Raw genomic sequence first — 25,331 nt, 5'->3', positions numbered from 1 at the left:
CTCAATTTTCTTTTAAATTATAGAAATATTGCTGCTCCTTTAATTTTAAATAAGCAATATTATCCTTCATATTTCTTTTTTCATACCAATTAATAACTGTTGGCAATGCTAAAACAAAACCACTATTAATCAATTCCTTTAATTTATTTATTAAAGCAATTTCCTCCAATGATATTACATTATTATTGATTACTTCATCTAATTTCTTTTTTAGATAAATATATTTACATTTAGTAACTCCAATCTTTCTACCTATAAGAGATGTTTCAAAGGCCTCTTGATAGGCTGCTTCCTTATATAAATTATTATTATAAAGATAGTATGCCAGGTTGCCATAGCATTCTGAATTACCACATTCTATTCCATTTAAAAATAACTGCACTATTTCTTGCTGATTATAGTTTATAATCCTTTCACTACCTAATAATCCTTTTAAATTATAGGCAGTACCTTCATCTATTTCTTCTACTTCATTTAATATCTCATAAGCCCTTTTACTATCTTGCTCTATACCAATTCCTTTAAAGCAATAGTAAGCAAGCTTACACTTTCCTCTTAGAGCATCAACATCAATAAGCTTAAACACATAATAAAGAGCTCTTATCTCTTCATCTTTTCCACCAATAGCCTTTTCATAAATCTCTATGAGCTTTTCCAATGATTCTATATCATTTTTTTCAGCGCTCTTCTCATACCATTTAATGGCTAAATCTATATCTTGTTTCACAAAAAAACCCTTTAAATACCATTCTGCAATCTTATTCATAGCCTTTATATATTCACTTTCTGCTGATAAACCGTAATAATAGTACGCCTTTTCATTATCCTTTTTAACAGCTATGCCCTTTTCGTAAATATACCCATACTGAAAAACTGATTCTGTGAGCCCATGTTCTGCACCAAAGTTTATATATTCAAGTAACTTTTGCTCATCTATGACCTTTCCCTCATTAAATTCATTAAGACTAATAAAAGCTAAATATTCTGCTGCATATGGTGATTTTAACTCATATGCACTTAAAAACAGTTCCTTAGCTATTTCTTCTGTTTTTTCCTTAAATTTATTAAGTCTTAAATATGCTACTCCTAAAACATACATAGCATGTGGAGCATTGTTTTTAGCAGCAACTTCCATATACTTAATAGCTTTATTTAAGTCACGACTAACCCCTTCTCCATTATAATAAATCACACCTAACCTTTGAGTACATCTTAAATCGCCAAGTTCATGGCCTTGCTCATAAAAGTATATGGCTTGTTGCACTAAATTCTCTTCTTCATATATCTTTCCAACTTTAAAATATAGTTGAAAACTTCCATAATCAATACTTACGGAATACAGCTCCAATGCCTTCTTCCTGTCCTCTTCCACATATAATCCTTTTAAATACATATCTGCCAATGATTCAATACAATTTAAATCACAAGCTTCATATCCTTTCATCAGATACTTAAAAGCTTTTTCATAATTCATATCATAACATATGCCTTCTAAATATGATTTTCCTACTATATAATACGCATCTTCATAGCCATTTTCCGCTGCCCTCTCAATCCAATAATAAGCTTTAAAATTATCCTTTAGGCATCCTTCACCGTTTTTGTACATAAAGGAAATGGCATATTGCGCTGCCCCTAAATCCATTTCAGCACTCTTCTTATACCAATAAAAAGCCTTCTCATAACTTTTCTCTACACCTAAGCCTAGATAATATATCCTACCAAGCTGGTAAAAAGCTGGTAAATATTCGTTTTCTGCACTTTTTTGAAACCATATCATGGCAGCAGTATTATTCCTTTTAACACCTCTACCATTAATATATAGTAATCCTAAAGCATTTTGCGAAAAAGCATTACCTTTTAATGCAGCTTTATAGTACCAACTAAAAGCTGCTAAAAAATTTCTTTCTACAGAATAGCCCTTTTCATAAAATAATCCTAAATATGCTTCACCATATTCATCACCAAATTCTGCTGCCTTATAAAAATATTGCATAGCCTTTTTATAGTCTTGTGATACATCTTTTCCAAAATAATATTTTTCTCCCTCTTCTACTAAAGCAGCTGCCTTTACCTTTATGTCTTCATCTTCAAAGGTATTCATACTCTTTATTAAACTATCAAAATCATTTTTTTTATTACTAAACTTATCAAATATTTCTTTATATTCATCACTTAAATTTTCTCTTAAAAACTGATAATTTTCCTCTCCATAAGTTAAGACAAGCCAAATTATAAGTTCATATATTTCTCTAAAGTTTTCATCAGCTAATCTTTTTATCTCTATCTCATCATAAAAATAATCTTCTTTAGTGATAATTCTCTCTTCATATAGCTCAACATTTCTTAATGCCCCAAATAGCATTTCTTCTACATATTCGTCTACAAGTCTTGCTTCCTTTAAAAGCCTTACATTATCATAAAAGCTTAAGTTCTTTTCATAATAAACTTCATTATTAAAATAGATATAGTACACTATATCCTTTAGTAATTTTCTTTGATTGTTAAATATCTTCCTGGGTTCATTATCTTCAATAAAAATTTTCATATCATCATATAATCTTCTAAATTCTAACTCTAAAAAATTATATACAGTTTTCTTCGACATATTACCCTGCCTGCCATTAATCCTACTATTATTCTATTATAAAACGTATAAAAAAGAACACTTATAAAATATAAGTGTCCCCTTTATTACCACTATATACTCCCTCCCCATAGAAAGTTTATAGTACCTTTGATAGAAATTCTTTTGTTCTTTCATTTTTTGGATTTTCAAAAAACTCCTGTGGCTTTTCGCTTTCTAGTATATTTCCTCCATCCATGAATACAATCCTATCACCAACTTCTTTAGCAAAGCCCATTTCATGAGTTACTACCACCATTGTCATTCCTTCACTAGCCAGATTCTTCATTACATTTAAAACTTCCCCAACCATTTCCGGATCTAGTGCTGATGTTGGTTCATCAAATAACATCACATCTGGTTCCATAGCTAACGCTCTTGCTATAGCAATTCTTTGTTTTTGTCCACCTGAAAGTTGTGCTGGATATGCATCCCTTTTATTTTCAAGCCCTACCTTTTCTAATAACCTTATTGCTTTTGCTTCTGCATCACTTTTCTTCATTTTTTTCACCTTAATTGGTGCTATAGTTATATTTTCTAACACTGTTTTATGTGGAAATAAATTAAATTGCTGAAAAACCATCCCCATTTTTTCCCTTAATTTATTTATATTCACTTTCTTATCAGTTATGTTTTTACCTTCAAAAATTATTTCTCCACCTGTAGGTTCCTCCAGTAAATTTAAACATCTTAAAAATGTACTTTTTCCTGAACCAGATGGCCCTATTACCACTACAACTTCACCTTTTTTTATATGCTCATTAACACCTTTAAGGACCTTATTTTTGCCAAAGCTCTTTTCAAGATTATTAACGTATATCACTTACCTTCATCCTCCTTTCAATTAAAGAAATAACCCTACCTAAAGTAAAAGTTAATATAAAATAAAATCCAGCTGCTACTATTAATGGTTCTAAAGATCTATATGTAGAGCCTTGAACTATTTTTGCTGCATACATAAGCTCTCCAACACCAACAACTGAAGCCATTGATGATTCTTTAATTACTGTTACAAATTCATTTCCTATAGCAGGAAGTATATTTCTTATGGCTTGAGGTACTACAATAAGTATCATTGCTGTGCTCTTTTTCATTCCTAAACTTCTTGCAGCTTCCATCTGCCCCTTATCTACTGCATCAATACCAGCCCTTACAATTTCAGAAACATAAGCTGCCGAATTTAGTGCTATAGCTATAAATGCTGATTGTAATGCAGTTAAATCAATGCCTAAAAATGGTTCTGCTCCTGCATAAACAATAAATATTTGTAATATCATAGGTGTCCCTCTGATAATTTCTATATATGCTACTGCAAGCATCTTTAATGGTTTAATTTTCCATATATGAAAATTAGAGCTTTTCATATAAAATAGTATAGAACCAAAAATAGCACCAAATAATACTGCTACAAAAGAAATTAATAATGTATATTTAATGCCTTTAAAATAATATGGCATATATTCTGCTATAAAGCTAAAATCTAAATTCATATTTTAAACCACCTAACTATTCTTCTACTGCTTCCGATGATAATATAGTAGCTTCTTCTATATATTTATTCATAGTTCCATCTTCAGTAATTCTTGAAATAACTCCATTAACTATTTTAACTAAGTCTTCATTTCCTTTTGCTATAGCTATAGCATTACCACTATCTGTTTCTTCATAAACTGGCTTTCCTACTGCTAACTCAGGATTATTTTTAACAGCCATTTGTGCCACGCCTACTTCCATAACTACTGCATCTACTTTACCTGATTTTAATTCTAAGATTAAATTATTTACATTAGATAATAATTGAAGATTTGCATCTTTAATTAACGTAGATGCTAATTCTGCTTGAGTTGAACCAAGCTGAGCTCCAACTTTTAAACCATCTAAATCCGAAAAATTAGTATATTTATCTGCATCTTCAGCTCTTACTAAAATCCCATGGTTAGCTGTATAGTATATATCTGAAAAATCTACTGCTTTTTTTCTTTTCTCTGTAGGATTCATCCCTGAAATAACCATATCTACTTTTCCAGCTGGTAATGCAGTTATTAAAGCATCAAAATCCATTTCTTTAATTTCTAATTCTACATCAAGTTCATCAGCAATTTCTTTCGCTAAGCTCACATCAAAACCAACTATCTTATCTTGTCCATTTTCAATTATATGAAATTCATATGGTGCATAATCTGCACTTAAACCTACTACAAGCTTACCACTTTCTTTTATTGAGTCTAACACACCAGTGTCTTCTTTTTTCGTCGCACTATTTCCGCATCCTGCAAGGCCTACAGCCATAATTGAAATTAAACCTGTTACAATAACATTTTTAATTATACCTTTTTTCATATTAAATACCCCCATAAACTTATGCATATTTATCTTTTTCACACGCATAATTATACATCAAGTATTAATATTTATGCAATAGTTTTTTTTATATATTTTTGAATACACTATAATGTATAACATTAACATTTTTATAGGAGTGATATAATGTCCAAACCTAAAGAAATAAATTTATTCCCAGGTTCAAACACCTCAAAAGGGTTTTATTCATTTTATAGGTATATACTTACTCAAGATAATGCCAATCGCATTCTTTGCTTAAAAGGAGGACCTGGCACTGGAAAATCATCACTTATGAAGAAAGTAGGAAAATATTTTTTTGATAAAGGCTACAATATAGAATATCACCATTGTTCATCTGACTCTAATTCATTGGATGGAATAGTTGTAAAAGAACTAAATGTAGCAATATTAGATGGTACCTCTCCCCATATTGTGGATCCCATAACTCCTGGCGCAGTAGATGAAATAATTAATTTAGGTGATGCATTAGATATAGATAAATTAACACCTCATAAAAAAGAAATCATTGCTCTCAATAGAGAAATAAGCAAAAACTTCAAGAGAGCTTATAGATTTCTAGGTTCTGCAAAATATATACATGATGATTGGAGCAACATCAATTATGAATCTCTTGATTCAACAAAAATATCTAATTTTATACAAAACTTAAAAAATAATATTTTTAAACGAGATAAAAGCGGATATGGAGATGAAAGACATCTATTTTCAACAGCCATAACTCCTAGTGGTATAACTACTTATACAGAAAACATAGTGGAAGATTATAAAACTAAGTATGTCTTAATTGGAGGACCAGGATATGGGAAAACTGAAATATTAAAATATATCGGTTCTTGTGGTCAAAAGAAAGGATATTATATTGAATATATGCATGACCCTTTCATTCCTGAAAGAATCGAACACTTACTTATTCCAGAGCTAAATACCTGCATATTAACCAATAATGAAATAAGTAAATGTAACTTTTCACAAATAGATTATAACTTATCAGATTACTCTAAATATACCATAACTGGCGATAAATTATCTGAAATAGATTATAATTCAAAGCTATTTTATGATTTGATAGATAAATCTGTAAAACTTATCAACAAGGCTCATTCACTTCATGATGAACTGGAAACTTATTATATCTCAGCAATGGATTTTTCAGTTGTTGATGGTATTTATGACAAAGTAATTAAAAAATTAGAAAAATATTACGTATAGTAAAATTTTTTGTAATCATTTACATTTTCCCTTAATATATTATTATATAAGAAAATAAATTAAAGTTAATGAAGGGAAGCTTGTTTATGAAAAGCAAATATGCTTATGAAGCAAAAGATAAAAACATAACACCAGCTTCTTGGTTTATGTTTTTAGGAATTTGTAACAATTGCCACTATACAGCTGAAGAATACTCACTTTTAAGGAAAATAGAAAACCTTTTTAATTATTTATACTAATAAATTAGTATAAATAATTAATGATGAATTATGAATGATGAGTGATGAATTAAGGAACTTCCTAGAGAGTTTCTTAATTCATCATTTATTTAAGTATGAATATTTTAATTTTTCACATCTATCTAAAAGTTAGTAATCTACCTTATTTATTACCTTCACTAGACCTATTGATAATAAAAGTATATATATTACTGCCATACCTAGACTAATTATCATCGAAATGTTAAATGATGGAATACCTTGTTCAAAAAATGATAGGATTCCTATTGGTGATATATATTTAAACTTTGTTAATGTATCTATGATTCCAAATAATATTATTACTCCAATAGATGCTCCAATAATAACATTTGGTGATAGTTTTGTTAGAGAAATTAAGCTTATTATTAATGAAAATGCCACTGCTGGAATGACAGATATAAAATATAATACTAAAACTTCTAGTAATTCAGCTACTGGTATTGATCCTCCAAAATATTAGATATATGGAAAAGTACGGTTTATATATAAAATCTAATAGAAACATTTTTGAAAATGTTACTCCATTAAAATTTTGAAGTATTGTTATAAATTCTTGTGAATATGTTTCTATCCTGGCATCCCCTGTCATTACATTGTTTATCATATCCTTATATGCTATTACTCCTAAAATAACAAGTACAAAAATCACCCCTAACATTATATACAATTTTTTTTCATTTATAAATTTAATTGTTTCATTTTTTAAAACATTTAACATCTTAATCAATTTATTGTATCCTCCTTTATAACACCATATCTTTTTTCTTAAATATTTTTATACTACTTAAAACTAAAAGTAATATATAGGAACAACTTAAAACAACAGCTATTATCATCATCTTATTACTTATATCTCCTAATAATTTATACCCATAACTTATAAGTGATGTAGGTGTTATTCCTAATATTTTTGAATTAATTGAATCTATCATAAGTGATACTATTAATACTGATATGGATATTCCAATAGTTTGATTAAAATTATCTACCATTAATGATATTACTGATGTTACTAGTACAATAGGTAACATACCAAAGGCTGTTATTATATAGGCATTCATTACTTTAATATACTCACCTAAAAATATATTACTGAAGTCACCAGCCAAAATTCCTCCCACTATTGAAAATATAATGAACATAACTAATGTATTAATTAATGTTATAATGATTAAGTATAATATTTTTCCTAAAATCACATCTTTCTTATCTATTTTTGATATTAAGAAAAACTTCATTACTCCACTTGAATAATCATCCGCTATTACAGAAGCAGTTACTATAATTAAAAGTATAGGTGTTAGTATTTTCATAAGTATAAATGTCAAATTGTATTTTAAAAACTGTATTAATCCATCTTCAATTGTTAAATCTAATATATTAATTTTTATAATTACTCCTATAACAGATATTATTAATGTTAGAAAAATTAAATAAGCTAATATTTTTCCTTTAGTTAAACTTTTATATATCTCATTTTTAAAAACATTAAGCATATTTATCCTCCAAACCTAGTACTCGAAGATAATATTCTTCTAAGCATTTACAGTTACTTTTTTTAATAAGATCTTCTGTATTACCCTCTACCAATATTTCACCATTATTTATTATTGATATTCTATTACATAAATTTTGAACCTCACTTAAAATGTGAGAGCAAACTATAAAGGTTACATTCTCTGTCTTTGCAAGATACCTTATAATGTTTCTTATTTCTATTACACCTTGTGGATCTAATCCATTTGTTGGTTCATCTAAAATTACTATTTTAGGATTATTTAAAAATGCCCTTGCAATAGCTAAACGTTGTTTCATTCCTAGAGAATAATTTGATACCTTCTTATTTTTAGCATTGCTTAATCCTACTAACTCTAAAACTTCATTTATTCTATTATCATCTTTTTGATAAAGATTTGCATAAAGCTTTAAATTTTTATATCCTGATAAATATCCATAAAAGCTTGGTGCCTCAACCATAGCTCCTACAAATTCTATTGCATTTTTTCTTTGTGATACTATATCATATTTATTTATTAAAGCTGTCCCTTCAGTTGGTTTAACTAATCCTAAGATCATTTTTATTGTTGTACTCTTTCCAGCTCCATTTGGTCCTAAGAATCCATAAATATCTCCTTCTTTTACTGATATATTAACTTTATTTACAACTTTAGTATCCTTAAATACTTTAGTTAAATCCCTAGTTTCAATTATATTCCTCATATCCAAATTCCTCTTTTCTTTTCTATATCTAAATTTTAAACGTAATTTTAATACTAAAACATTTATTTACTTCAATTACAACTATACCTGCCTAAACGTTAAATTTTTACGATTATTTATATATTTTTTAATTATTATTTCTAAAAAAAAATGAGCATTACTCTCATAACTGCTCATTTTCAATCTCTATTCTATCCTATGCTTATAAACCTCTTTATTTTACTTACTACAAATAACAAAATTATAATAATATAAAACTTTATGGCCCATAAAGATTCTATAAAATTATCAGATATCTTTAAATTTGTTATAAATATAGTATATGCGTTAAAAACCTGACTTCCAAATATATATACCATAATTCCTATTGATAAAAGGAAATAAATGAAATATACTGCTTTAAACTTTACTTTTTTTCCCAATACCATATTTTTAAAATCTACAAAAGATTGTTTTCTTAAATTAGGCTTTTTCATTAAAGTTGATAATATAAAATATCCATCTAAAGGTAGTAAAGGAAATAAATTTGATATTATTAATACAAAATTTACATAAAAACTTAGTAAAAATAATTTACTTATTATTTCTGAAGCCCCAAATTGCCCAATAATATTGTATATTATAATACTTAAACTTGCTAAAAATAGATTTGAAACTATTCCCGCTGACCATATTTTTATCCTTGTTTTAGGATTTACAGTATATATTCCAGGTATTTTTAAATATACAATTGGAGTTATACATAAATATAATGATATTACTAACTGCTTTGGTATAAGACCATATTTATAAGCTACTACCCCATGTGATATTTCATGTATAAACATGCTTATTCCCATAATTATAAGCGTTGCAACAAAAATAAAAATATGATTATTACTAAGCTCAAATATATTTAAGTTTTTTATATGTGATAAAATATTTCCATACAATAATGCTATTGCTGACAGTATTATAACTATAACTTTAAATGGATTAACTAATACTTTTAGCCTCTTAAATATATTTTCATATCTCAATAATTCATACTTTACTAAGTTTAAAGAAAGTATGTCAAATTCTCCTCTTTCAACTTTTTTTCATCTATTTCTTCTAATAATGCTGCTTTTTCAAGTATTTTGACTAATTCTTGAACATTTATTTTACATTTTATCTTTTCTCTAACTAATTGCTCTACTTCATCTATTGTATTTTTTCCATTAAGCTGCTTTATTGTATAAAGAATTGCATCCTTATTACTCTCTTTTACTTCTATATATTTGTCTTTTTCAATATTTCCTATAGAATACACATCATCTTTATCATCATAATGATATAATAAAGAACAACTAATATTATTTAATGCAATTGGCTTATAACTCATACTACCATCTCCCTTTAATTAGCTGAAGCCAATTCTAATATTACTTTTTCTGTAATACTTCTATACATAATGCAATCCTCTTCTTTTGTATCATGTATATTTCCTGTTTTAAAATAATTTGATCCTATGCAACCTGTACATATTTTATTATTAAAGCAATTTTCACACTTAGAGTCTTTAAATTTACTAAATGACTCTAACTTATTTATAATATTTTTATACTGTACTCCATCAAAAACCTCTGAATCATATACATTTCCAATTTTAAATTTTTCAATATCTGTTAACATAAAACAAGGATATATATCTCCTAATACTGAAACTGAATAATTTGATATTCCGGCTTCACATATATATTTATTTGTCTTTCTTAAATTTAAAGCTTGTATTACTCTTGTTATTAATGAGTATGTATAATCCTTATTGTTATTTACTTTTTCTTCAAATATATCTTTAACAGACTCTTTGAATGCATCTGTATTTTTCAACGTAAAATTACTATCTTCATCTCCACTAACAGGTACAAGATGAATATTGTCCACCTTTATATCATCTTTAATATATTTAACTACATCTTTAACTGATAAATTTTCCTCAACATGTGCACTATTATAAGTAACTTCAATTCCTTGTGGCTCATTTGTTTTGGATTGAAGCTTTTTAATATTATTTAATATAGTACTTGTAGTTCCCTTACCGCTTTTAAATATTCTCATCTTATCATTTACTTGCTCGGGCCCATCAAAACTTACTGTAACTTGTATTTTATTATCATTAATTAACTTAATAAATCTATCACTGACATTTGTTCCATTTGTGACAGTTCCGTAAGTTGGTATATAATCAATTTCTTTCTTTTCAAATTTTTCTTTAAAATATTTACACACAAACTCTATTACATCTAAATTAAACGTTGGTTCCCCACCAAAAAATTAAATTTTTCTACTATTTCGCTTTCACTTTTACCTTCTATGATGCTTTCTACTATTTCTTTACTTATATCATTAATCTTATAAAATCTTAAGGAATCAGGAAAAAACATTACTTTTTTATTATCGTCCTCTATAAAATGAATTCTCATACTTCCCCCTCTAAAATATTTTTCTTTTGTATATCACTAATCTTTGCTAATGATATACAAAAGAATTTTTATTGATTCAAATTACCAGCAAACTATTCCCCAGCATCCACTTCCACAAACTATACCAATTCCTGGTGTAACTGTCTCTTCTAATGTTGTAACCTCTTCTAGTAAAATTTCTTTTACTTCTACCTCATTCACATTTAATTCCTTTACATCATTGTTTAATTTCATTTTTTATTCCTCCTAATTTTTACTTTTTTATTTCTGTAATAAACTTACAAACTTAGTATAAATCTTTTTCGCATATTATTACCATTTATTTCCCCATCTATGCTTTTATTATGTTTCTCGTGTTATTTTTTACGTTTGGGAACTAAATTTAAACAAATACTCACTATTTGTATTTTTAATTTATTCCATTTTTTTAAATAAAATGATATAATTCTTAACAAGGAGGTAAATTATGTTAAATATAGTAATTTGTGAAGATGATAATATTCAACGTTCTACCATTGAAAAATTTATTAAAAATTCCATTGCTAAAAATGATTATTCATTTAGAATTAAACTATCTACTGCTAATCCTGAAGATGTATTGAAAAATATAGGAAGTGGTGATATATACTTTTTAGATGTTGATCTTAATAATAAAATTAATGGATTTAAGCTTGCAGAAAAGATTAGAGATATTGACTCTTTAGGATACATAATATTTATAACAACCCATTCTGAACTTACTTATCTTACTTTTAAATATCGAGTAGAAGCAATGGACTTTATATTGAAAGATAATGTTAATGAAATAGACTTTCGTATTAATGAATGTTTATCTCATATACATAAACATATTAATAAGGAAAAATCAGATGTTAAAACTTTAACTCTTACTTTAGATGATAGAATTATAAAAATACTGTTAAAGGATATTGTATTTATTGAAACATCTACTAATTCTCATAAAATAATTATTCATGAGTCTAATAGAAAAACTGAAATATTTACTACCTTAAAGGAGATTTCTAAAAATCTTGATGATAGATTTTATAGATGCCATAGAGCTTATATAGTAAATAAAAATAGAATTAAAGAAATTAATAAAATTAATAGAATAGTCTATATGGATAATGGTGCTGAATATTTAGCTTCATTTAGGTTAATTAAGGGGTTATATGAATAGCGATGTTATGAGTGAATTAATTAGACAAGCATTGTTTTTCTTCTTTAGTATTATACTTTTAATTTCATATATGATATTTAGAAAGATACATTACAATACTAAAACATTTTTTACTTATTTATTTTTTTCACTAATCATATCATTAGCTTTATTTAGAGTTAGTGGTGGAATATCTATATTGTTATTATTATTTATTTTAATCAAACTTGATATATACTTTAATAAAATTAGCAAGGTTCTTGCAATATTAACTTCAATCTTAGTTTTGATAAATTATTTTATATCTGATGCTATAGTGAACTTATTTTTAAAAGCATTCATAAATACATCATTGAATAGTACATTATTTATTAGTTATATTATTTTATCTAGTATTTTAGCAATGATTTTATCCATTATATTAAGTAAATTATTAAATATAAATTGCTTTAATTATATTTTAAATTATAAAAACTTTAAATTTAATAAACAGATGTTTTTAATATTAACTATATTATTTTCTTTATTTTCCATTGCTATAACATTTATAACTTATAATATCTTAAATATAAATGACATAAGAATATATGCAATAAACTTTATTTTGTTTGTTTCATATTTAACTTGCAATATACTAATGAGCTATTTTTATAATCAGTATTTAATTAAACAAACAGAACTATTTAATAATAAAATGGATATGGAAAGATTGCAGGAATATACAACTAATGTAGAAAATCTTTATAATAACTTACGTACTTTTAAACATGATTATAAAAATATTTTATTAACACTAAATCATTATATAGAAAATAAAGATATTGATTCTCTAGAAAAATATTATAAAGAAAATATTCTTGAGACAGGACTACTTGTTGATACTAAGGACTATAAGGTTAAACTAAAAAATCTTAAAAACATTCCTATTAAATCCTTGGTTCTTGCTAATATTGCAAAAGCTGAAAGTCAAAATATAAATATTGATATTGAGGTTATGGAACCAATTCTTCACTTTAATATTAATACTGTAGATTTAAGTAGATTACTTGGAATATATATTGATAATGCCATTGAAGAGTGCGAATTTACTAAGGAAAAAAAGCTAAGCATAGCCTTTATTTTAAGAGGACTTAGTACAGTTATTGTAATTCAAAATAGCTGTAGAGATAATATTCCTCTATTTAAAATAAATGAAAAAGGTTTTTCTACTAAAGGTGAAAATCGTGGTTTAGGTTTATATAATGCAAAAAAAATCGTCGATAAATATGAAAACTGCTTAGTTAATACTAATATAGAAAATAATATTTTCACTTTAGAACTTTGGATAAGAAATTAAATTAACCGTGGTTTATTTAAAAAGAAAACCACGGTTAATTTATTTTCCACCAATTATTTTATTTTCTTAAGCTTTCATTTCTAACTATTACATCATAACCTGTATATGCCATTGCTAAAGCAGCTATTAATAATCTATCATGTGCTTTTTTTGTTGTAGTAGCCTTTGCCATTTCAACACTATGACCTATCATATGACAATCTGTTATTCCTATATATGGGTGTATAGTTGGTGCAACATGACTTACATTTCCTATATCACTTGAGCCACCTGTAGCTTTACCTGGATTTATATCTGTAATACCTAATGCTCTTAAGTTCTCATTAAACATCTCTGATAATTTTTCATTAGTCTTTAAATCATCATAAGGTAATTCATATCTTTCCATTTCAAGAGTTGCCCCAGTCATTAAAGCTGCACCTTCTGCAATCTTCTTAACTTTTTCTATAACTTCAGTTACTCTTTCCTTAGTAGAAGCTCTAAAATAAAAATCAGCAACTGCTTCATCTGGAACTATATTAGCTGCAACTCCACCTTTTGTTATTATTCCATGCATTTTAACATCTGGTGTTACATGTTGACGAAGTGCATCTATTCCATTAAATAATTGAATAACGCTATTTAATGCATTGATTCCTTTCTCTGGACAAGATGCTGCATGAGCTGTTTTACCTTTATATATAAATCTTATTGGATATAAAGCACTGCTTGATCCACTTGCTCTAGTTTCTCCATCTGGATGAACTATCATTGCTGCATCTAATTCATCAAATACACCTGCTTCTGCTAAAATAACTTTTCCTCCATTAGTTTCTTCTGCTGGTGTTCCGTATACTATAATCTTTCCACCAATTTCATTTAAAACTTTACTTAAAGCCACTCCTGCACCTGATGACATAGCACCTATCATGTTATGTCCACATCCGTGTCCTATTTTAGGTAATGCATCATATTCACATAAATACCCTATAGTCATTCCTGGTTTTCCACTATCAAAAGTTGCTTTAAATGCTGTATCCATATCTGCTATTGGACACTCTACTTGGAAATTATGCTCTTTTAAAAATGTAGTTAATGCTTCAACTGCCTTGTATTCTTTATTTCCTAATTCCGGATTATTGTATATATAATCACTAATTTTAGCTAATCTTTCTTTAATTAATTGACCTTCGTTATATATTATAGTCTTCATTTCTTCTTTCCTCCCATATTTAAATTAATTGTAAAATAATTTATTTAAGTAAAAGCTAAAAGTGAAAAGATAAAAGTTACTGAATTTATTCCTTAACTCCTACCCCTTCACTCTTAACCGTTAACTTTTAACTTCTTAAGCCCAACCCATCAACATAGCACAAGTTATAAATATTATAGCTAGTGCAAATAATATAATTTGTAATGGCATTATCCACTTAAACCATTTAGAATATGGTACTCCAGCCATTCCTAAACATGCCATTAATACTCCTGATGTTGGGAAAATAGCATTTGAGAAACCATCTCCTAATTGGAATATTAATACTGTTGTTTGTCTTGATATTTCAAGTAAATCACCTAATGGTGCTAATATTGGCATAGTTAATGCTGCTTGTCCTGACCCTGAAATAACGAAGAAGTTTATAAACATTTGAACTGGTAACATTACACATGCAGCTAGTAATGATGGTAATTTACCTATAAATGATGATAAACCAAATAATATTGTATCTATGATTTGAGAATTTTCTGCTATTATTACTATAGCTCTTGCAAACCCTATTACCATTGCAGCTCCAATCATATCTTTGGCTCCATCTATAAATGCTTCTGCCATTTCATCAGCTTTTAATCCACCAACTATTCCTGCAAATATTCCAGTTATTAAGAATACTGCAGCTATTTCTGGAATCCAAAATCCTTCTTTTAATACTCCCCATATGATAACTGCTAAACAAACACCAATTGAAGCAATTATTATTTTATGTGCAAATGTAAATTTAATTTCTTCATTTTTATTTTCTTTTAATTTTTCACGTTTTTCTTCATCTAATTTATACACTGGGCTAAGCTCAGGATTCTTCTTAATTTTTTTTGCATAAACCATTAAGAATATAACTGCTACTGTTGTAGTTATAACCCATGTAATAGTACGATATACTACTCCAGAGAATAAAGGTATTTCAGCTATAGATTGCGCTATTCCTACTGTAAATGGATTAAGCATAGCTGTTGCAAACCCTACAATACACCCTAAATAACTTATTCCCACTGATAATATACTATCAAACCCTAAAGCAAGCATTAACGGAAGTAATATTGTTATAAATGGTATAGCTTCTTCAGTCATACCAAATGTTGCTCCTCCAAGAGAAAATAAAGTAAATATAATAGGAATTATTAATAACTCATTTCCCTTAAAAATATTAACAACCTTAGCTATAGCTGAGTCTATTGCCTTTGTTCTAGTTATTAAACTAAATGCACCCCCAACTATAAATAAGAATGCTATAATTTCTGCTGATTGTTGAATTCCTTCTACTGGTGCTTGCATCACTTGGAACAACCCTTGTGCTTCATTTTCAACATACTGAAATGAACCATTTAAAACTACAGTTCTAATTTGTCCATTAACTTCAGTAGCTACTCTTTCATATGTACCACCTGGCACTATATATGTTGCTATTGCCATTAAAATTATTATTGAAAAAATAATAACTAATGTATGTGGAACTTTTATTCCACCATTAAATCTTTTCCAGAAACCTTGTCTTTCTTTACCTGATACATTTTGCATTATTTTAAAATCCCCCTATTTATAATATTTTGTCACAATAGTTTGAAAAAAATAATTTTTTAAAAAATTTTAACTAATAAGTAATAGCTATTCACATTTAATTTTAAAATAATAAAAAAGCCTTGAGCTTCTCACTCAAGACTATATAATCACTAAAATACCAAATATTATAATAAAAGTATTATTATCAATAATATAATCGTTAAGTAATAGCTCTTCACAAATTAATTTGTGACAGTTTTATGTATATTTTACATAACCCCAACACTACAGTTTCAAAGCATCAACTATATGTTTCGGCGAAATTTCCTTTCAATTTACATCTTTGTGCTTACCTCCGTAAATCTACTCTTAAATATCGCAACCTCTATCAACTTCATAATATAATTCTCTCTTAACAATATACAACTTTTTTTCTTAAATGTAAAGTATATTTTCTGCATAATTATAAATTTTTCGTGCTTTTATATTATATTTCATCAATATTTTTTTAATTTATACTACTTTTATAATAGATAAAACTATATTAAGTATAAATTATTTTTCCCTATAATTTATAATTTTAAGTTGATGTAAAGCTCTAGTTGCCATAATATATTTTACTAAATCATCAGTGTTATCATCAAAATTTACAACTACAACTCCATCAAACTCAAGACCTTTAGCATAATAAGAAGGTACTATAACTTTTCCCCCTCTATAAATTATATCTGCTTTATCAAAAGCCATTATTTTAGTGAACTTTTTAAGTTCTGGTGCTATTATTTGAAGTTCATTTTTATCTTTTGTTATAACAGCTATATTTTCATAGTTTTCATCATCATATTCTTCTAAGGTTTCTAGAATAGTATCAATTAAATCTTCTTTATCATTAATTTCAATTTCTTCCACATCATATTTACCTTTTCTTACAAATGGAACTATAGCATTTTCATCTAATAATTTACTTGCATATTCCATAATTTGTTGTGTTGACCTGTAACTCTTATTTAAATCAAATCTCTTAACAAATTTTCCATAAATATCTTCTAATCTTAACATGGCAGGTACTTCATCAATCTTTACAAGTCTTTGGTTAACATCACCTACAATAGTATAGCTTCTACAACCAGTTAATCCTTGCAGCACTAAGAATTGAAGCATGCTATAATCTTGAGCTTCATCAATAACTATATGTCTGATTTCTGCCTTAGATTTCTTTCCATCAAGCTTAATCATTAAGTATAGTATTGCTGGAAGATCTAAGTATGATAACATATCTATGTTCATAAACTTCTTATAAATATCAACTATACTTTCATTATCTATCCAATTCTCTAGATCTGCTTTTACATTCATCACTTCTCTTACAACATCTCTGATGTCATTACGTCTTTTAAATTCTAAATTATTTTGCTCAATATTCTTTTCATCATCTGACATTACTTCAAGCTTAGCTTTAAATTCAGCATTTATTTCTCTTACCTTTTCATCTCTCTTATCTTTTAATTTTGATATAAGAACTCTCTTAACTTTTTGACTTCTTCTAAATAAAGGCATATATTTATAGTGTTTTTCAAATAATTCTTCTACTTCATTTAATGATACTATTTCTTCATCAAAGGCATTAAGTGCTTGTAGGTTAAAGTATTCATTTTCAAACTCCATACATTTTTTATCAAGGAACTTAATGAATTCTTCACTTGATTTATACCTGATTTCTTTTACTACTTCTTCATTTCCTTTTAATACTTCTTCTAAATAAGCTGTAAAATCAAGGACATTTTCAGTTAAGCCTATTTCTTTCATGGCAAAACCAGCAAAAGTCTCTTCAGCCACATCACTTTCACCTAAAGTAGGAAGTATTTCACTAATATAATCAACAAATATATCATTAGGACCTAAAACTAATACCTTATTACCTAATTGTTGTCTGTAGTTATATAGAAGATACGCAACTCTATGAAGGGCTATGGTAGTTTTTCCTGAACCAGCAACTCCATTTACCACTACAAGCTTCATTCTCTCTTCTCTAATGATATCATCTTGTTCTTGTTGGATTGTCATTACTATATCTTTTAACTTTTCTCCTGAGTTAGAAGAAAGAATCATTTGAAGAATATCATCTTTAACATCAACTTCTGAATCAAAATATCCCTGTAGAGACCCCTTTTTAATAACAAACTGTCTTCTAGCTAATATGTCAGCTGATAGTTCTCCATCTGGTGTCTTATATGTGGCTGGCCCTAATGACCCTTTATAAAATAATGAAGCTATTGGAGCTCTCCAATCTATTATTATACTTTCAAAAGTAGCGTCTTTAGTAAGCCCATATCTTCCTACATATATTTCTTCTTGACAATCATCTTCATCACTGAAAATTACCTTTCCAAAGTATGGAGTTTTCTTAAGCTTAGTAAGCTCCATTAGCTTTTTATCAATTTGCTTATAATATTCTTCCTTAACATATCTTTCATGATCAAAATACTCCATCAAAGCATCTTCATCATCTTTATGTTCCTCTATAAAGTTTTTTCTATAATCTAATATGTAATTAGCTATCTCTTTTCTTTTTTCTATGTAGTTTAAAACTTCCTCATTTAACGTTTGTAAAGTATAATCTAATCTTTCTTCTTCCTTTAGAAATTGATATTTATCCAAAGTAATACCTCCTTACAATAGTAACTTAAGGAGTTAAGATATACTTATCCTAACTCCTTAAATATATATGCTATTCAATTATCATATCAATTGTACTAGCTACTTCATTTTCTTCTTTTTCTAAATCTAATTTATTTTCTTCTTTTTCCTTTTCTTTAATCTTCTTAAGTTCAGGATACTTTTTATAAATAAATTTTTCAAAATCTGTACCAAAAATAGTTTCTTTTTCTAAAAGATATTCTGATATTTCATCTAAAAGATCTCTATTTTCAGTTAATAATTCAATAGCCTTATTATGACATTGTCTTATTATCTTTAAGATTTCTTCATCAACTAAAGTTGAAGTTGCTTCACTACAGTTTCTTACTGCTCTACCATCTAAATATCTATTTTGAATAGATTCTAAAGCCATCATATCAAATCTTTCTGTCATACCATATACAGTTACCATACTTCTTGCTGATTGAGTCGCTCTTTCAATATCATTTGAAGCTCCTGTAGATACCATGTTAAAAACAACTTCTTCTGCAGCTCTTCCACCAAGCATTACAGTAATTTGATTTAACATTTCTTCTTTAGAAACAAGATATTTTTCTTCTTCTGGTAGTTGCATTGTATATCCTAAAGCTCCCATAGTTCTTGGAACTATCGTAATCTTATGCACTGGATCAGTACCTTCTAATAATCCTGCTACAAGAGCATGACCAACTTCATGGAATGCAACAATTTTTCTTTCTTGTTTAGAAAGGATTCTATCTTTCTTTTCTTTACCAGCTATAATTACTTCCACAGCTTCTTCTAAGTCCTCTTGAATTACTTCATCTCTACCATGTTTAACTGCTCTAATGGCTGCTTCATTTATCATATTAGCAAGATCTGCCCCTACTGCACCTGGTGTACCTTTAGCAATTGAATCTAAATCAACATCATCAGCTAATTTAACATCCTTACTATGAACTTTTAAAATAGCTTTTCTACCAATAAGGTCAGGTCTATCTACAATAACTCTTCTATCAAATCGACCAGGTCTAAGTAATGCCTTATCTAGTATTTCAGGTCTATTTGTTGCTCCTAGGATTACTATTCCTTTTGTTGCATCAAATCCATCCATTTCAGTTAATAACTGATTTAAAGTCTGCTCTCTTTCATCGTTAGATTGCATTTGGTTATCTCTACTTTTACCTATTGAGTCTATTTCATCTATGAAAATAATACATGGAGCATTCTTTTCTGCTTCTTTAAATAAATCTCTAACCTTAGCAGCACCCATACCTACAAACATTTCAACAAAATTTGAACCTGACATTGAGAAGAATGGCACCTTTGCTTCTCCAGCAACAGCTTTAGCTATAAGAGTTTTACCTGTACCTGGAGGCCCAACTAATAATGCACCTTTAGGTAATTTAGCACCTATGCTTGCATATTTTTCTGGATTATTTAAGAAATCTATTATTTCTGTTAAACTTTCTTTTGCTTCATCTTGCCCTGCAACATCATCAAAAGTAACTTTTACATCTGTTTCAACATACATCTTTGCATTGCTTTTTCCCATGTTTATTGGGCCAGCACCGAATTTTCCACCCATTTTTTTAAATAATAATTTAAATAGTAAGAATGTTAACAATATTGGTCCTATATAATAAAGTAATAGCTCCATTATCATTGATTGTTGTTCTGTTATTCTTCCATAATATTGAACATTATTATTTTTTAATGTTTCAACTAAAGAAGGGTCATTAACTTCACCTGTATAAAGCATTTTTCCACTTTCTGAGCTTCCTTCTTTAGGTGTTATTACAAGTGAATCACCTTTAGTTCTAACTTCTGAAATTTCACCATTTTCTACAAGTTGCATAAACTTATTATATGATATTTCTTGTGTTGTCAACATATTCTTTGCATAGTTAAAAGAGTATATAAACATAAATGCCACAATTACGTATATAATTAAATATTTTTTATTATTATTCTTTTTTTGTGGTCCATTAAGATTATTTTTGTTTTCTTCCATTTAAATCATCTCCTATCTGTCTATATCCTTATTCAATTAATCCAAAATCACTAAATGGATAAACTTTTATTACTGCTTTTCCTTCTATATCATTTGCATCAACAAAAGGTGTTACAGGCCAATATCTTGAATCTTTAGACCATTTCCTATTATCTCCTAAGAAGAAGTATTTCCCTTCTGGCACGGTATATGTACCATTAAAAGTATCTTCAGCTCCAATATAGTCTTCTTCAAGTACCTCTCCATTAACAGATACTACTCCATTTACTATTTGCACAACATCTCCTGGTAATCCTATAAGCCTCTTTATCATCTTGATTTCTTCGCCTTCTTGATCATAACTAAATACAATAATGTCGCCTCTCTTAAGCTTTTCTGGATTATATACTCTTGTAACAAATAGCCTATCATTAACATTCAATGTTGGAACCATTGATTCTGAAGGTATCTTTACCTTATAAATAACAAATTTATTTATTAAAAAAGCCAATATAATCGCAATTACAATTGGTACTACCCATTCGTAAAAGAATCCTGTCTTTTGATTTTTAACTTCTTTATTACTTTCCTTCAATCTTCCCACATGCCTTTCATCAAATTATCAATTTTAGTCTTTCTCTTATCGGTCTCTTCTCTATTTACAATATATCTGTTCTTACTAATTTTAACTAATATATCTCCTTCACTTACCTCATCCTCAACATTTGTCTTATCTATTATTATTATTTCTGCATTACGATTTTGTAATACTAACGACCTACCTTCTATTCTATCGACTATAAAATGACTTTCCTTCATAACTTAATGTTTTTAGCAAAATTTTGCCAGAACTTCCTCCCTCTCAATCTACTTGAAACATAAGTATATCATATTTCTATTATTTAATCTAATTTTACCATTACATTATACTACAGCAATATGTCAATTTTATTACAATATATAAAACATTCATTAAAAATTTATATATTAAAAGGCGAGAAGAATTTATGATAATTCATCTCACCTTAATTTTTACCATTATTCTATATTTCTAACCCTAGTAAATCTTTATAGTCTTGTCTTTTAGATACTACTTTCTCCTTACCATCACCAACAAATACCACTGCCGGTCTTACATTTTTGTTATAATTACTAAACATTGAGAAGCCATATGCACCAGTGGTAAAGACAGCTAATATATCTCCTCTTTCAGGTTTTTGAATGTATATATCCTTCATTAATATATCACCTGATTCACAGCATTTGCCTGCTATAGTTACTTTTTCATCAGCTGGCTCATTTAATTTATCAACTATAGACATATCATATTTTGCTTCATATAAAGCTGGTCTTATATTATCAGTCATTCCACCATCTACAGAAACATATTTCCTTACATTTTTTATTTCTTTTATAGCTCCAATGGTGTATAAAGTGGTACCTGCATTCCCCACAATAGATCTACCTGGTTCAATGGTAAGTATTGGCTTAACTAATCCTAATCTTTCACAAATTTCATTAACCTTATTCAAGATAGCACTACAATATTCTTCTATACTTCTTGGTTTATCAGTTTCTGTATAATATACACCAAAGCCACCACCTAAATCTAACTCTCTAATTTCATGACCTGTTTCTCTTTTAATTTCATCAATATAATTTAACATAATTTCAGCTGCATCTTCATATGGCTTTATCTCAAATATTTGTGAACCTATATGACAATGAAGTCCTGTTAATCTTAAATTATCTAAAGATAAAGCATGTTTTACCGCTTCCATTATAGTATTTCCCACAGGAGCAAATCCAAATTTTGAATCTATTTGCCCTGTCTGTATATACTGGTGAGTATGAGCTTCAATCCCTGGCGTAAGCCTTAAATAAATATCTTGTATCACTCCATACTTTGCTGCTATTTCATTTATCATTTCCATTTCTTCTAGATTATCAACAATAAATCTACCAACTCTTTTTTCTACTCCTAACTTAATTTCATCTAATGTTTTATTATTTCCATGAAAATATACCTTTTCCATTGGAAAACCTGCCATATAAGCTGTATATAGTTCTCCGCCTGAAACTACATCCAAATTAAGCCCCTCTTCATGAATAAGCCTACACATTTCTAAGGTTAAGAATGCTTTTCCTGCAAAGGCTACCCTATTATCTTCATTACATTTAAAACATTTATAATAATTTCTGCATATATCTCTTAATAGCTGCTCATCCATAACATATAACGGTGATTTATATTTTTTTACTAGATTTGTAGTGCTAACTCCACCTATAAATAGTTCATTTTCCCTTATTTCCATTGTTCCAAATAACTTCATATCCCCAACTCCTAATATCCTCTAATAAATTATAAAAAAACCATCATAGAAATTCTATGATGGTAGTTCACTTTTTTAAGATTATATATGATATATGAAATTTTCTTTTAAAACTTATTTCATAATTTCATTTAAACCCTGTAGCGCTCCACTACTGTGACAGTTATGCATATATTTTATACATACCCAGAAATAAGTCTTTGCGTCCCTTATTCCTTCGGCTATCATACCTTTCAGAAAAAATCCATACCATGCAAAAAAAGCTCCCTTTTCTTACTTATTATAAACAGCACCTCTACCAGGTAATATTTTATTCAATTTAGCTTTATTTTATTCTTAATTTATTTTTTATATAAATTACTATATTACAACTTTTAATAAATGATACCATTATACCAATATTTTGTAAATAAGGATGTTAGGAATGAAATTTAATGTTGAAACTCCTATGGAGTTCTATCCACAATTTTTCATTTTTTATTTATCTCTATATCTGTCCATAAGTGCACTCATTATTTCTCCATTGTATGGTGGTGTATAAGTTATAGCATTTGCTCCTGCTTCTATGGTTGCCCTTATTGTCTCTTCTGTAGGTCCACCTGTTGCTAATACAGGAAAAGCTGGATATTCAGATTTAATCTTTCTTACAATATCTGCCGTATCCTTACCACCAGAAACATTTAATATAGTTGCTCCTGATTCAATTCTAGCCTTTATGTCCTCATCTTTTGACACCACTGTAACTATTATTGGTATATCTATAGTCTCTCTAAGGTTTTCAACTATTTCATTACTTGTTGGGGCATTAACTACAACTCCCATTGCACCTTTAAACTCTGCATCTAATCCAAGATTAACTACTCTCTTACCTTGAGTAATTCCACCTCCAACTCCACAAAATATAGGTACATCTGCAGCCATTACTAACGCTTCTGTTATTAAAGGCTGTGGAGTAAACGGATATACTGCTATTATTGCATCAGCATTAGTATTTCTTATCAAGGCTACATCTGTGGTGAATAAAAATGACTTTAATCTCTTACCAAATATCTTTATTCCAGAGCAATCTCTAATACATGATGGTACTTCAATAACATTACTTCTTAATATACCTTTTATTTCTGGTACATTCTTCTTTCTTTTAATTTCCATAAGCATACTCCTATTATAAATTTATATATTCTTATAAAAAATCTTGACTATAAAAATATTATTACATTTATTATTAAGTAAAAATTATATCATAAAGAAAATAAATTTCTATAGTATTATTTCAACTTCTTGATTAATTTCAATACTTTCTTCTGTAACTAGACAATTATAAGCAAATATATCTACTCCAGCAGCCTTAGCAGCTCTCAAAGCTTCACCAAATTTAGAATCTCTTTCATCATTCGGTGAAAACTTATAAACATTCTCCAACTGAATTAAAAATAATACTCCTGCTCCATATCCCCTTCTTTTAGCTTCAATTAATTCCATTAAATGGCGTGCTCCTCTTTCTGTAGGTGCATCAGGGAATCTAGCATATCCATCTTCTTCTAAAGTCACTCCTTTTATTTCTAAATAATATTCATCACTTTCATCATTTGACAGTTTAAAATCAAATCTACTTTTTTCAAACATTTTTTCTCTTAAAATATTTTTATATCCCTTTAACTTTTCTATTTTTTCTTTTTGAAGAGCCTCTTCCACAACCTTATTAGGAATATGTGAGTCAATACTCACCAATATATCACCTTTTTCAACGGCAATTAAATCATAGGAAGTCTTCCTTGCTGGATTATTTTCTTCTCTTAAATATACTGTACATCCCGGTATTAAAAGCTCCTTGCATCTTCCTGTATTTGGTACATGAACTTTTATTTCTTTTCCATCTAATTTAACATTTGAATAAAATCTATTGGGCCTATTAATAAATTGTGCTTTTACTATTCTTTTCTCATATATCATTTTTTTATCCTCTTTTCTTTTATTCTA

At 28.0% G+C, this 25,331-nt stretch carries 26 protein-coding genes and 2 riboswitches; of the genes, 5 read left to right on the top strand and 21 right to left on the bottom strand.

The window, feature by feature from the left end; translation table 11 throughout:
• Position 1: 1 nt before the first annotated feature.
• The 4 genes from BHW04_RS05090 to BHW04_RS05075 all read right to left on the bottom strand — a co-directional run bounded on the left by BHW04_RS05090 (position 2) and on the right by BHW04_RS05075 (position 4,966).
• Positions 2 to 2,608, bottom strand: coding sequence for a tetratricopeptide repeat protein (locus tag BHW04_RS05090; RefSeq protein ID WP_302699112.1), 2,607 nt, complete (start codon positions 2,606 to 2,608; stop codon positions 2 to 4).
• A 118-nt stretch (positions 2,609 to 2,726) separates the two neighbouring features.
• Positions 2,727 to 3,449 (bottom strand): amino acid ABC transporter ATP-binding protein, encoded by a 723-nt coding sequence (locus BHW04_RS05085; RefSeq protein WP_302622958.1) that lies wholly within the window; start codon positions 3,447 to 3,449, stop codon positions 2,727 to 2,729.
• Entirely contained in the window at positions 3,436 to 4,116 is a 681-nt protein-coding gene (locus tag BHW04_RS05080; protein WP_302699111.1) for an amino acid ABC transporter permease, read from the bottom strand. The genes BHW04_RS05085 and BHW04_RS05080 overlap by 14 nt, the downstream gene beginning before the upstream one ends.
• Before the next feature lie 16 nt (positions 4,117 to 4,132).
• Positions 4,133 to 4,966, bottom strand: coding sequence for a transporter substrate-binding domain-containing protein (locus BHW04_RS05075; protein ID WP_022168690.1), 834 nt, complete (start codon positions 4,964 to 4,966; stop codon positions 4,133 to 4,135).
• 147 nt (positions 4,967 to 5,113) lie between these two features.
• On the opposite strand from BHW04_RS05075, the gene BHW04_RS05070 reads away from it, so the two are divergent.
• From BHW04_RS05070 to BHW04_RS05060, 3 genes are all read left to right on the top strand, one after another.
• Positions 5,114 to 6,199: a PRK06851 family protein gene (locus tag BHW04_RS05070; protein WP_302699110.1), complete on the top strand. Its 1,086-nt coding sequence runs from the start codon at positions 5,114 to 5,116 to the stop codon at positions 6,197 to 6,199.
• A gap of 86 nt (positions 6,200 to 6,285) precedes the next feature.
• Positions 6,286 to 6,438: a hypothetical protein gene (locus BHW04_RS05065; protein ID WP_302699109.1), complete on the top strand. Its 153-nt coding sequence runs from the start codon at positions 6,286 to 6,288 to the stop codon at positions 6,436 to 6,438.
• A 220-nt stretch (positions 6,439 to 6,658) separates the two neighbouring features.
• The gene (locus BHW04_RS05060) at positions 6,659 to 6,919 is read left to right on the top strand and encodes a hypothetical protein (RefSeq protein ID WP_302699108.1); all 261 of its coding nucleotides are present in this window, start codon (positions 6,659 to 6,661) and stop codon (positions 6,917 to 6,919) included.
• Here BHW04_RS05060 and BHW04_RS05055 read toward each other — a convergent pair.
• The 8 genes from BHW04_RS05055 to BHW04_RS05020 all read right to left on the bottom strand — a co-directional run bounded on the left by BHW04_RS05055 (position 6,887) and on the right by BHW04_RS05020 (position 11,357).
• Positions 6,887 to 7,186 carry a hypothetical protein gene (locus BHW04_RS05055; RefSeq protein WP_302699107.1) on the bottom strand — a complete coding sequence of 100 codons (300 nt, stop codon included), beginning with the start codon at positions 7,184 to 7,186 and terminating at the stop codon, positions 6,887 to 6,889. The genes BHW04_RS05060 and BHW04_RS05055 overlap by 33 nt on opposite strands.
• 16 nt (positions 7,187 to 7,202) lie before the next feature.
• Entirely contained in the window at positions 7,203 to 7,955 is a 753-nt protein-coding gene (locus BHW04_RS05050) for an ABC transporter permease subunit (RefSeq protein ID WP_022212246.1), read from the bottom strand.
• On the bottom strand, positions 7,948 to 8,679 hold the full coding sequence (locus BHW04_RS05045) for an ABC transporter ATP-binding protein (RefSeq protein ID WP_022212247.1): 732 nt from the start codon (positions 8,677 to 8,679) through the stop codon (positions 7,948 to 7,950). Before BHW04_RS05045 ends, BHW04_RS05050 begins: the two co-directional genes overlap by 8 nt.
• Positions 8,680 to 8,870: 191 nt before the next feature.
• Positions 8,871 to 9,698, bottom strand: coding sequence for a hypothetical protein (locus BHW04_RS05040; RefSeq protein WP_302699106.1), 828 nt, complete (start codon positions 9,696 to 9,698; stop codon positions 8,871 to 8,873).
• A gap of 20 nt (positions 9,699 to 9,718) precedes the next feature.
• Positions 9,719 to 10,042 carry a hypothetical protein gene (locus BHW04_RS05035; protein WP_302699105.1) on the bottom strand — a complete coding sequence of 108 codons (324 nt, stop codon included), beginning with the start codon at positions 10,040 to 10,042 and terminating at the stop codon, positions 9,719 to 9,721.
• 14 nt (positions 10,043 to 10,056) lie between these two features.
• Complete coding sequence (locus BHW04_RS05030) at positions 10,057 to 10,929, bottom strand: radical SAM protein (RefSeq protein ID WP_302623616.1); 873 nt, start codon at positions 10,927 to 10,929, stop codon at positions 10,057 to 10,059.
• Positions 10,930 to 10,943: 14 nt separating this feature from the next.
• On the bottom strand, positions 10,944 to 11,123 hold the full coding sequence (locus BHW04_RS05025) for a hypothetical protein (protein ID WP_022212250.1): 180 nt from the start codon (positions 11,121 to 11,123) through the stop codon (positions 10,944 to 10,946).
• A gap of 81 nt (positions 11,124 to 11,204) precedes the next feature.
• The gene (locus BHW04_RS05020) at positions 11,205 to 11,357 is read right to left on the bottom strand and encodes a hypothetical protein (protein ID WP_022212251.1); all 153 of its coding nucleotides are present in this window, start codon (positions 11,355 to 11,357) and stop codon (positions 11,205 to 11,207) included.
• A gap of 232 nt (positions 11,358 to 11,589) precedes the next feature.
• Here BHW04_RS05020 and BHW04_RS05015 point away from each other — a divergent pair, with 232 nt between their 5' ends.
• Together BHW04_RS05015 and BHW04_RS05010 are read left to right on the top strand one after the other, a co-directional pair.
• Entirely contained in the window at positions 11,590 to 12,303 is a 714-nt protein-coding gene (locus tag BHW04_RS05015) for a LytR/AlgR family response regulator transcription factor (protein ID WP_302699104.1), read from the top strand.
• Entirely contained in the window at positions 12,296 to 13,618 is a 1,323-nt protein-coding gene (locus BHW04_RS05010; protein ID WP_022212253.1) for a sensor histidine kinase, read from the top strand. The genes BHW04_RS05015 and BHW04_RS05010 overlap by 8 nt, the downstream gene beginning before the upstream one ends.
• Before the next feature lie 58 nt (positions 13,619 to 13,676).
• On the opposite strand, the gene BHW04_RS05005 is transcribed toward BHW04_RS05010, so the two are convergent.
• The 9 genes from BHW04_RS05005 to sfsA form a co-directional block, all read right to left on the bottom strand.
• On the bottom strand, positions 13,677 to 14,810 hold the full coding sequence (locus tag BHW04_RS05005) for a M20 family metallopeptidase (RefSeq protein ID WP_302699103.1): 1,134 nt from the start codon (positions 14,808 to 14,810) through the stop codon (positions 13,677 to 13,679).
• Between the two features lie 135 nt (positions 14,811 to 14,945).
• On the bottom strand, positions 14,946 to 16,388 hold the full coding sequence (locus BHW04_RS05000; protein WP_302631153.1) for a YfcC family protein: 1,443 nt from the start codon (positions 16,386 to 16,388) through the stop codon (positions 14,946 to 14,948).
• A gap of 202 nt (positions 16,389 to 16,590) precedes the next feature.
• Positions 16,591 to 16,766: riboswitch (Lysine riboswitch) on the bottom strand.
• Between the two features lie 159 nt (positions 16,767 to 16,925).
• A complete protein-coding gene (locus BHW04_RS04995) occupies positions 16,926 to 19,028 on the bottom strand; it encodes a HelD family protein (protein WP_302699102.1) in 2,103 nt (700 codons plus the stop codon).
• A 70-nt stretch (positions 19,029 to 19,098) separates the two neighbouring features.
• Entirely contained in the window at positions 19,099 to 21,039 is a 1,941-nt protein-coding gene (gene ftsH / locus BHW04_RS04990) for an ATP-dependent zinc metalloprotease FtsH (RefSeq protein WP_302623403.1), read from the bottom strand.
• Between the two features lie 28 nt (positions 21,040 to 21,067).
• Entirely contained in the window at positions 21,068 to 21,613 is a 546-nt protein-coding gene (gene lepB / locus BHW04_RS04985) for a signal peptidase I (RefSeq protein ID WP_022212258.1), read from the bottom strand.
• Positions 21,610 to 21,837: a DUF3006 domain-containing protein gene (locus BHW04_RS04980; protein WP_022212259.1), complete on the bottom strand. Its 228-nt coding sequence runs from the start codon at positions 21,835 to 21,837 to the stop codon at positions 21,610 to 21,612. The genes lepB and BHW04_RS04980 overlap by 4 nt, the downstream gene beginning before the upstream one ends.
• A 224-nt stretch (positions 21,838 to 22,061) precedes the next feature.
• Positions 22,062 to 23,351 (bottom strand): diaminopimelate decarboxylase, encoded by a 1,290-nt coding sequence (gene lysA, locus BHW04_RS04975; protein WP_186834366.1) that lies wholly within the window; start codon positions 23,349 to 23,351, stop codon positions 22,062 to 22,064.
• A 133-nt stretch (positions 23,352 to 23,484) separates the two neighbouring features.
• A riboswitch (Lysine riboswitch) is annotated at positions 23,485 to 23,657 on the bottom strand.
• A gap of 171 nt (positions 23,658 to 23,828) precedes the next feature.
• Complete coding sequence (locus BHW04_RS04970) at positions 23,829 to 24,503, bottom strand: enzyme with TIM-barrel fold (RefSeq protein ID WP_022212261.1); 675 nt, start codon at positions 24,501 to 24,503, stop codon at positions 23,829 to 23,831.
• A 108-nt stretch (positions 24,504 to 24,611) separates the two neighbouring features.
• Positions 24,612 to 25,304, bottom strand: coding sequence for a DNA/RNA nuclease SfsA (gene sfsA / locus BHW04_RS04965; RefSeq protein WP_302623501.1), 693 nt, complete (start codon positions 25,302 to 25,304; stop codon positions 24,612 to 24,614).
• Between the last annotated feature and the right edge of the window lie 27 nt (positions 25,305 to 25,331).

Origin of the sequence: Clostridium sp. 29_15 (genome assembly GCF_001916075.1) — a bacterium.
Classification (GTDB): domain Bacteria; phylum Bacillota; class Clostridia; order Clostridiales; family Clostridiaceae; genus Clostridium; species Clostridium lentum.
This window is presented reverse-complemented; position numbering and strand designations above follow the sequence as displayed.

Coding starts and splice junctions, on each gene's coding strand:
- BHW04_RS05075 (WP_022168690.1), bottom strand. CDS start 4,966: ATGAAAAAAGGTATAATTAAAAATGTTATTGTAACAGGTTTAATTTCA.
- BHW04_RS05080 (WP_302699111.1), bottom strand. CDS start 4,116: ATGAATTTAGATTTTAGCTTTATAGCAGAATATATGCCATATTATTTT.
- BHW04_RS04980 (WP_022212259.1), bottom strand. CDS start 21,837: ATGAAGGAAAGTCATTTTATAGTCGATAGAATAGAAGGTAGGTCGTTA.
- BHW04_RS05060 (WP_302699108.1), top strand. CDS start 6,659: ATGTTAAATGATGGAATACCTTGTTCAAAAAATGATAGGATTCCTATT.
- BHW04_RS05045 (WP_022212247.1), bottom strand. CDS start 8,679: ATGAGGAATATAATTGAAACTAGGGATTTAACTAAAGTATTTAAGGAT.
- BHW04_RS05020 (WP_022212251.1), bottom strand. CDS start 11,357: ATGAAATTAAACAATGATGTAAAGGAATTAAATGTGAATGAGGTAGAA.
- BHW04_RS05005 (WP_302699103.1), bottom strand. CDS start 14,810: ATGAAGACTATAATATATAACGAAGGTCAATTAATTAAAGAAAGATTA.
- BHW04_RS05050 (WP_022212246.1), bottom strand. CDS start 7,955: ATGCTTAATGTTTTTAAAAATGAGATATATAAAAGTTTAACTAAAGGA.
- BHW04_RS05015 (WP_302699104.1), top strand. CDS start 11,590: ATGTTAAATATAGTAATTTGTGAAGATGATAATATTCAACGTTCTACC.
- BHW04_RS05070 (WP_302699110.1), top strand. CDS start 5,114: ATGTCCAAACCTAAAGAAATAAATTTATTCCCAGGTTCAAACACCTCA.
- ftsH (WP_302623403.1), bottom strand. CDS start 21,039: ATGGAAGAAAACAAAAATAATCTTAATGGACCACAAAAAAAGAATAAT.
- BHW04_RS05065 (WP_302699109.1), top strand. CDS start 6,286: ATGAAAAGCAAATATGCTTATGAAGCAAAAGATAAAAACATAACACCA.
- BHW04_RS05025 (WP_022212250.1), bottom strand. CDS start 11,123: ATGAGAATTCATTTTATAGAGGACGATAATAAAAAAGTAATGTTTTTT.
- BHW04_RS05090 (WP_302699112.1), bottom strand. CDS start 2,608: ATGTCGAAGAAAACTGTATATAATTTTTTAGAGTTAGAATTTAGAAGA.
- BHW04_RS05035 (WP_302699105.1), bottom strand. CDS start 10,042: ATGAGTTATAAGCCAATTGCATTAAATAATATTAGTTGTTCTTTATTA.
- BHW04_RS05000 (WP_302631153.1), bottom strand. CDS start 16,388: ATGCAAAATGTATCAGGTAAAGAAAGACAAGGTTTCTGGAAAAGATTT.
- BHW04_RS05010 (WP_022212253.1), top strand. CDS start 12,296: ATGAATAGCGATGTTATGAGTGAATTAATTAGACAAGCATTGTTTTTC.
- lysA (WP_186834366.1), bottom strand. CDS start 23,351: ATGAAGTTATTTGGAACAATGGAAATAAGGGAAAATGAACTATTTATA.
- sfsA (WP_302623501.1), bottom strand. CDS start 25,304: ATGATATATGAGAAAAGAATAGTAAAAGCACAATTTATTAATAGGCCC.
- BHW04_RS04970 (WP_022212261.1), bottom strand. CDS start 24,503: ATGGAAATTAAAAGAAAGAAGAATGTACCAGAAATAAAAGGTATATTA.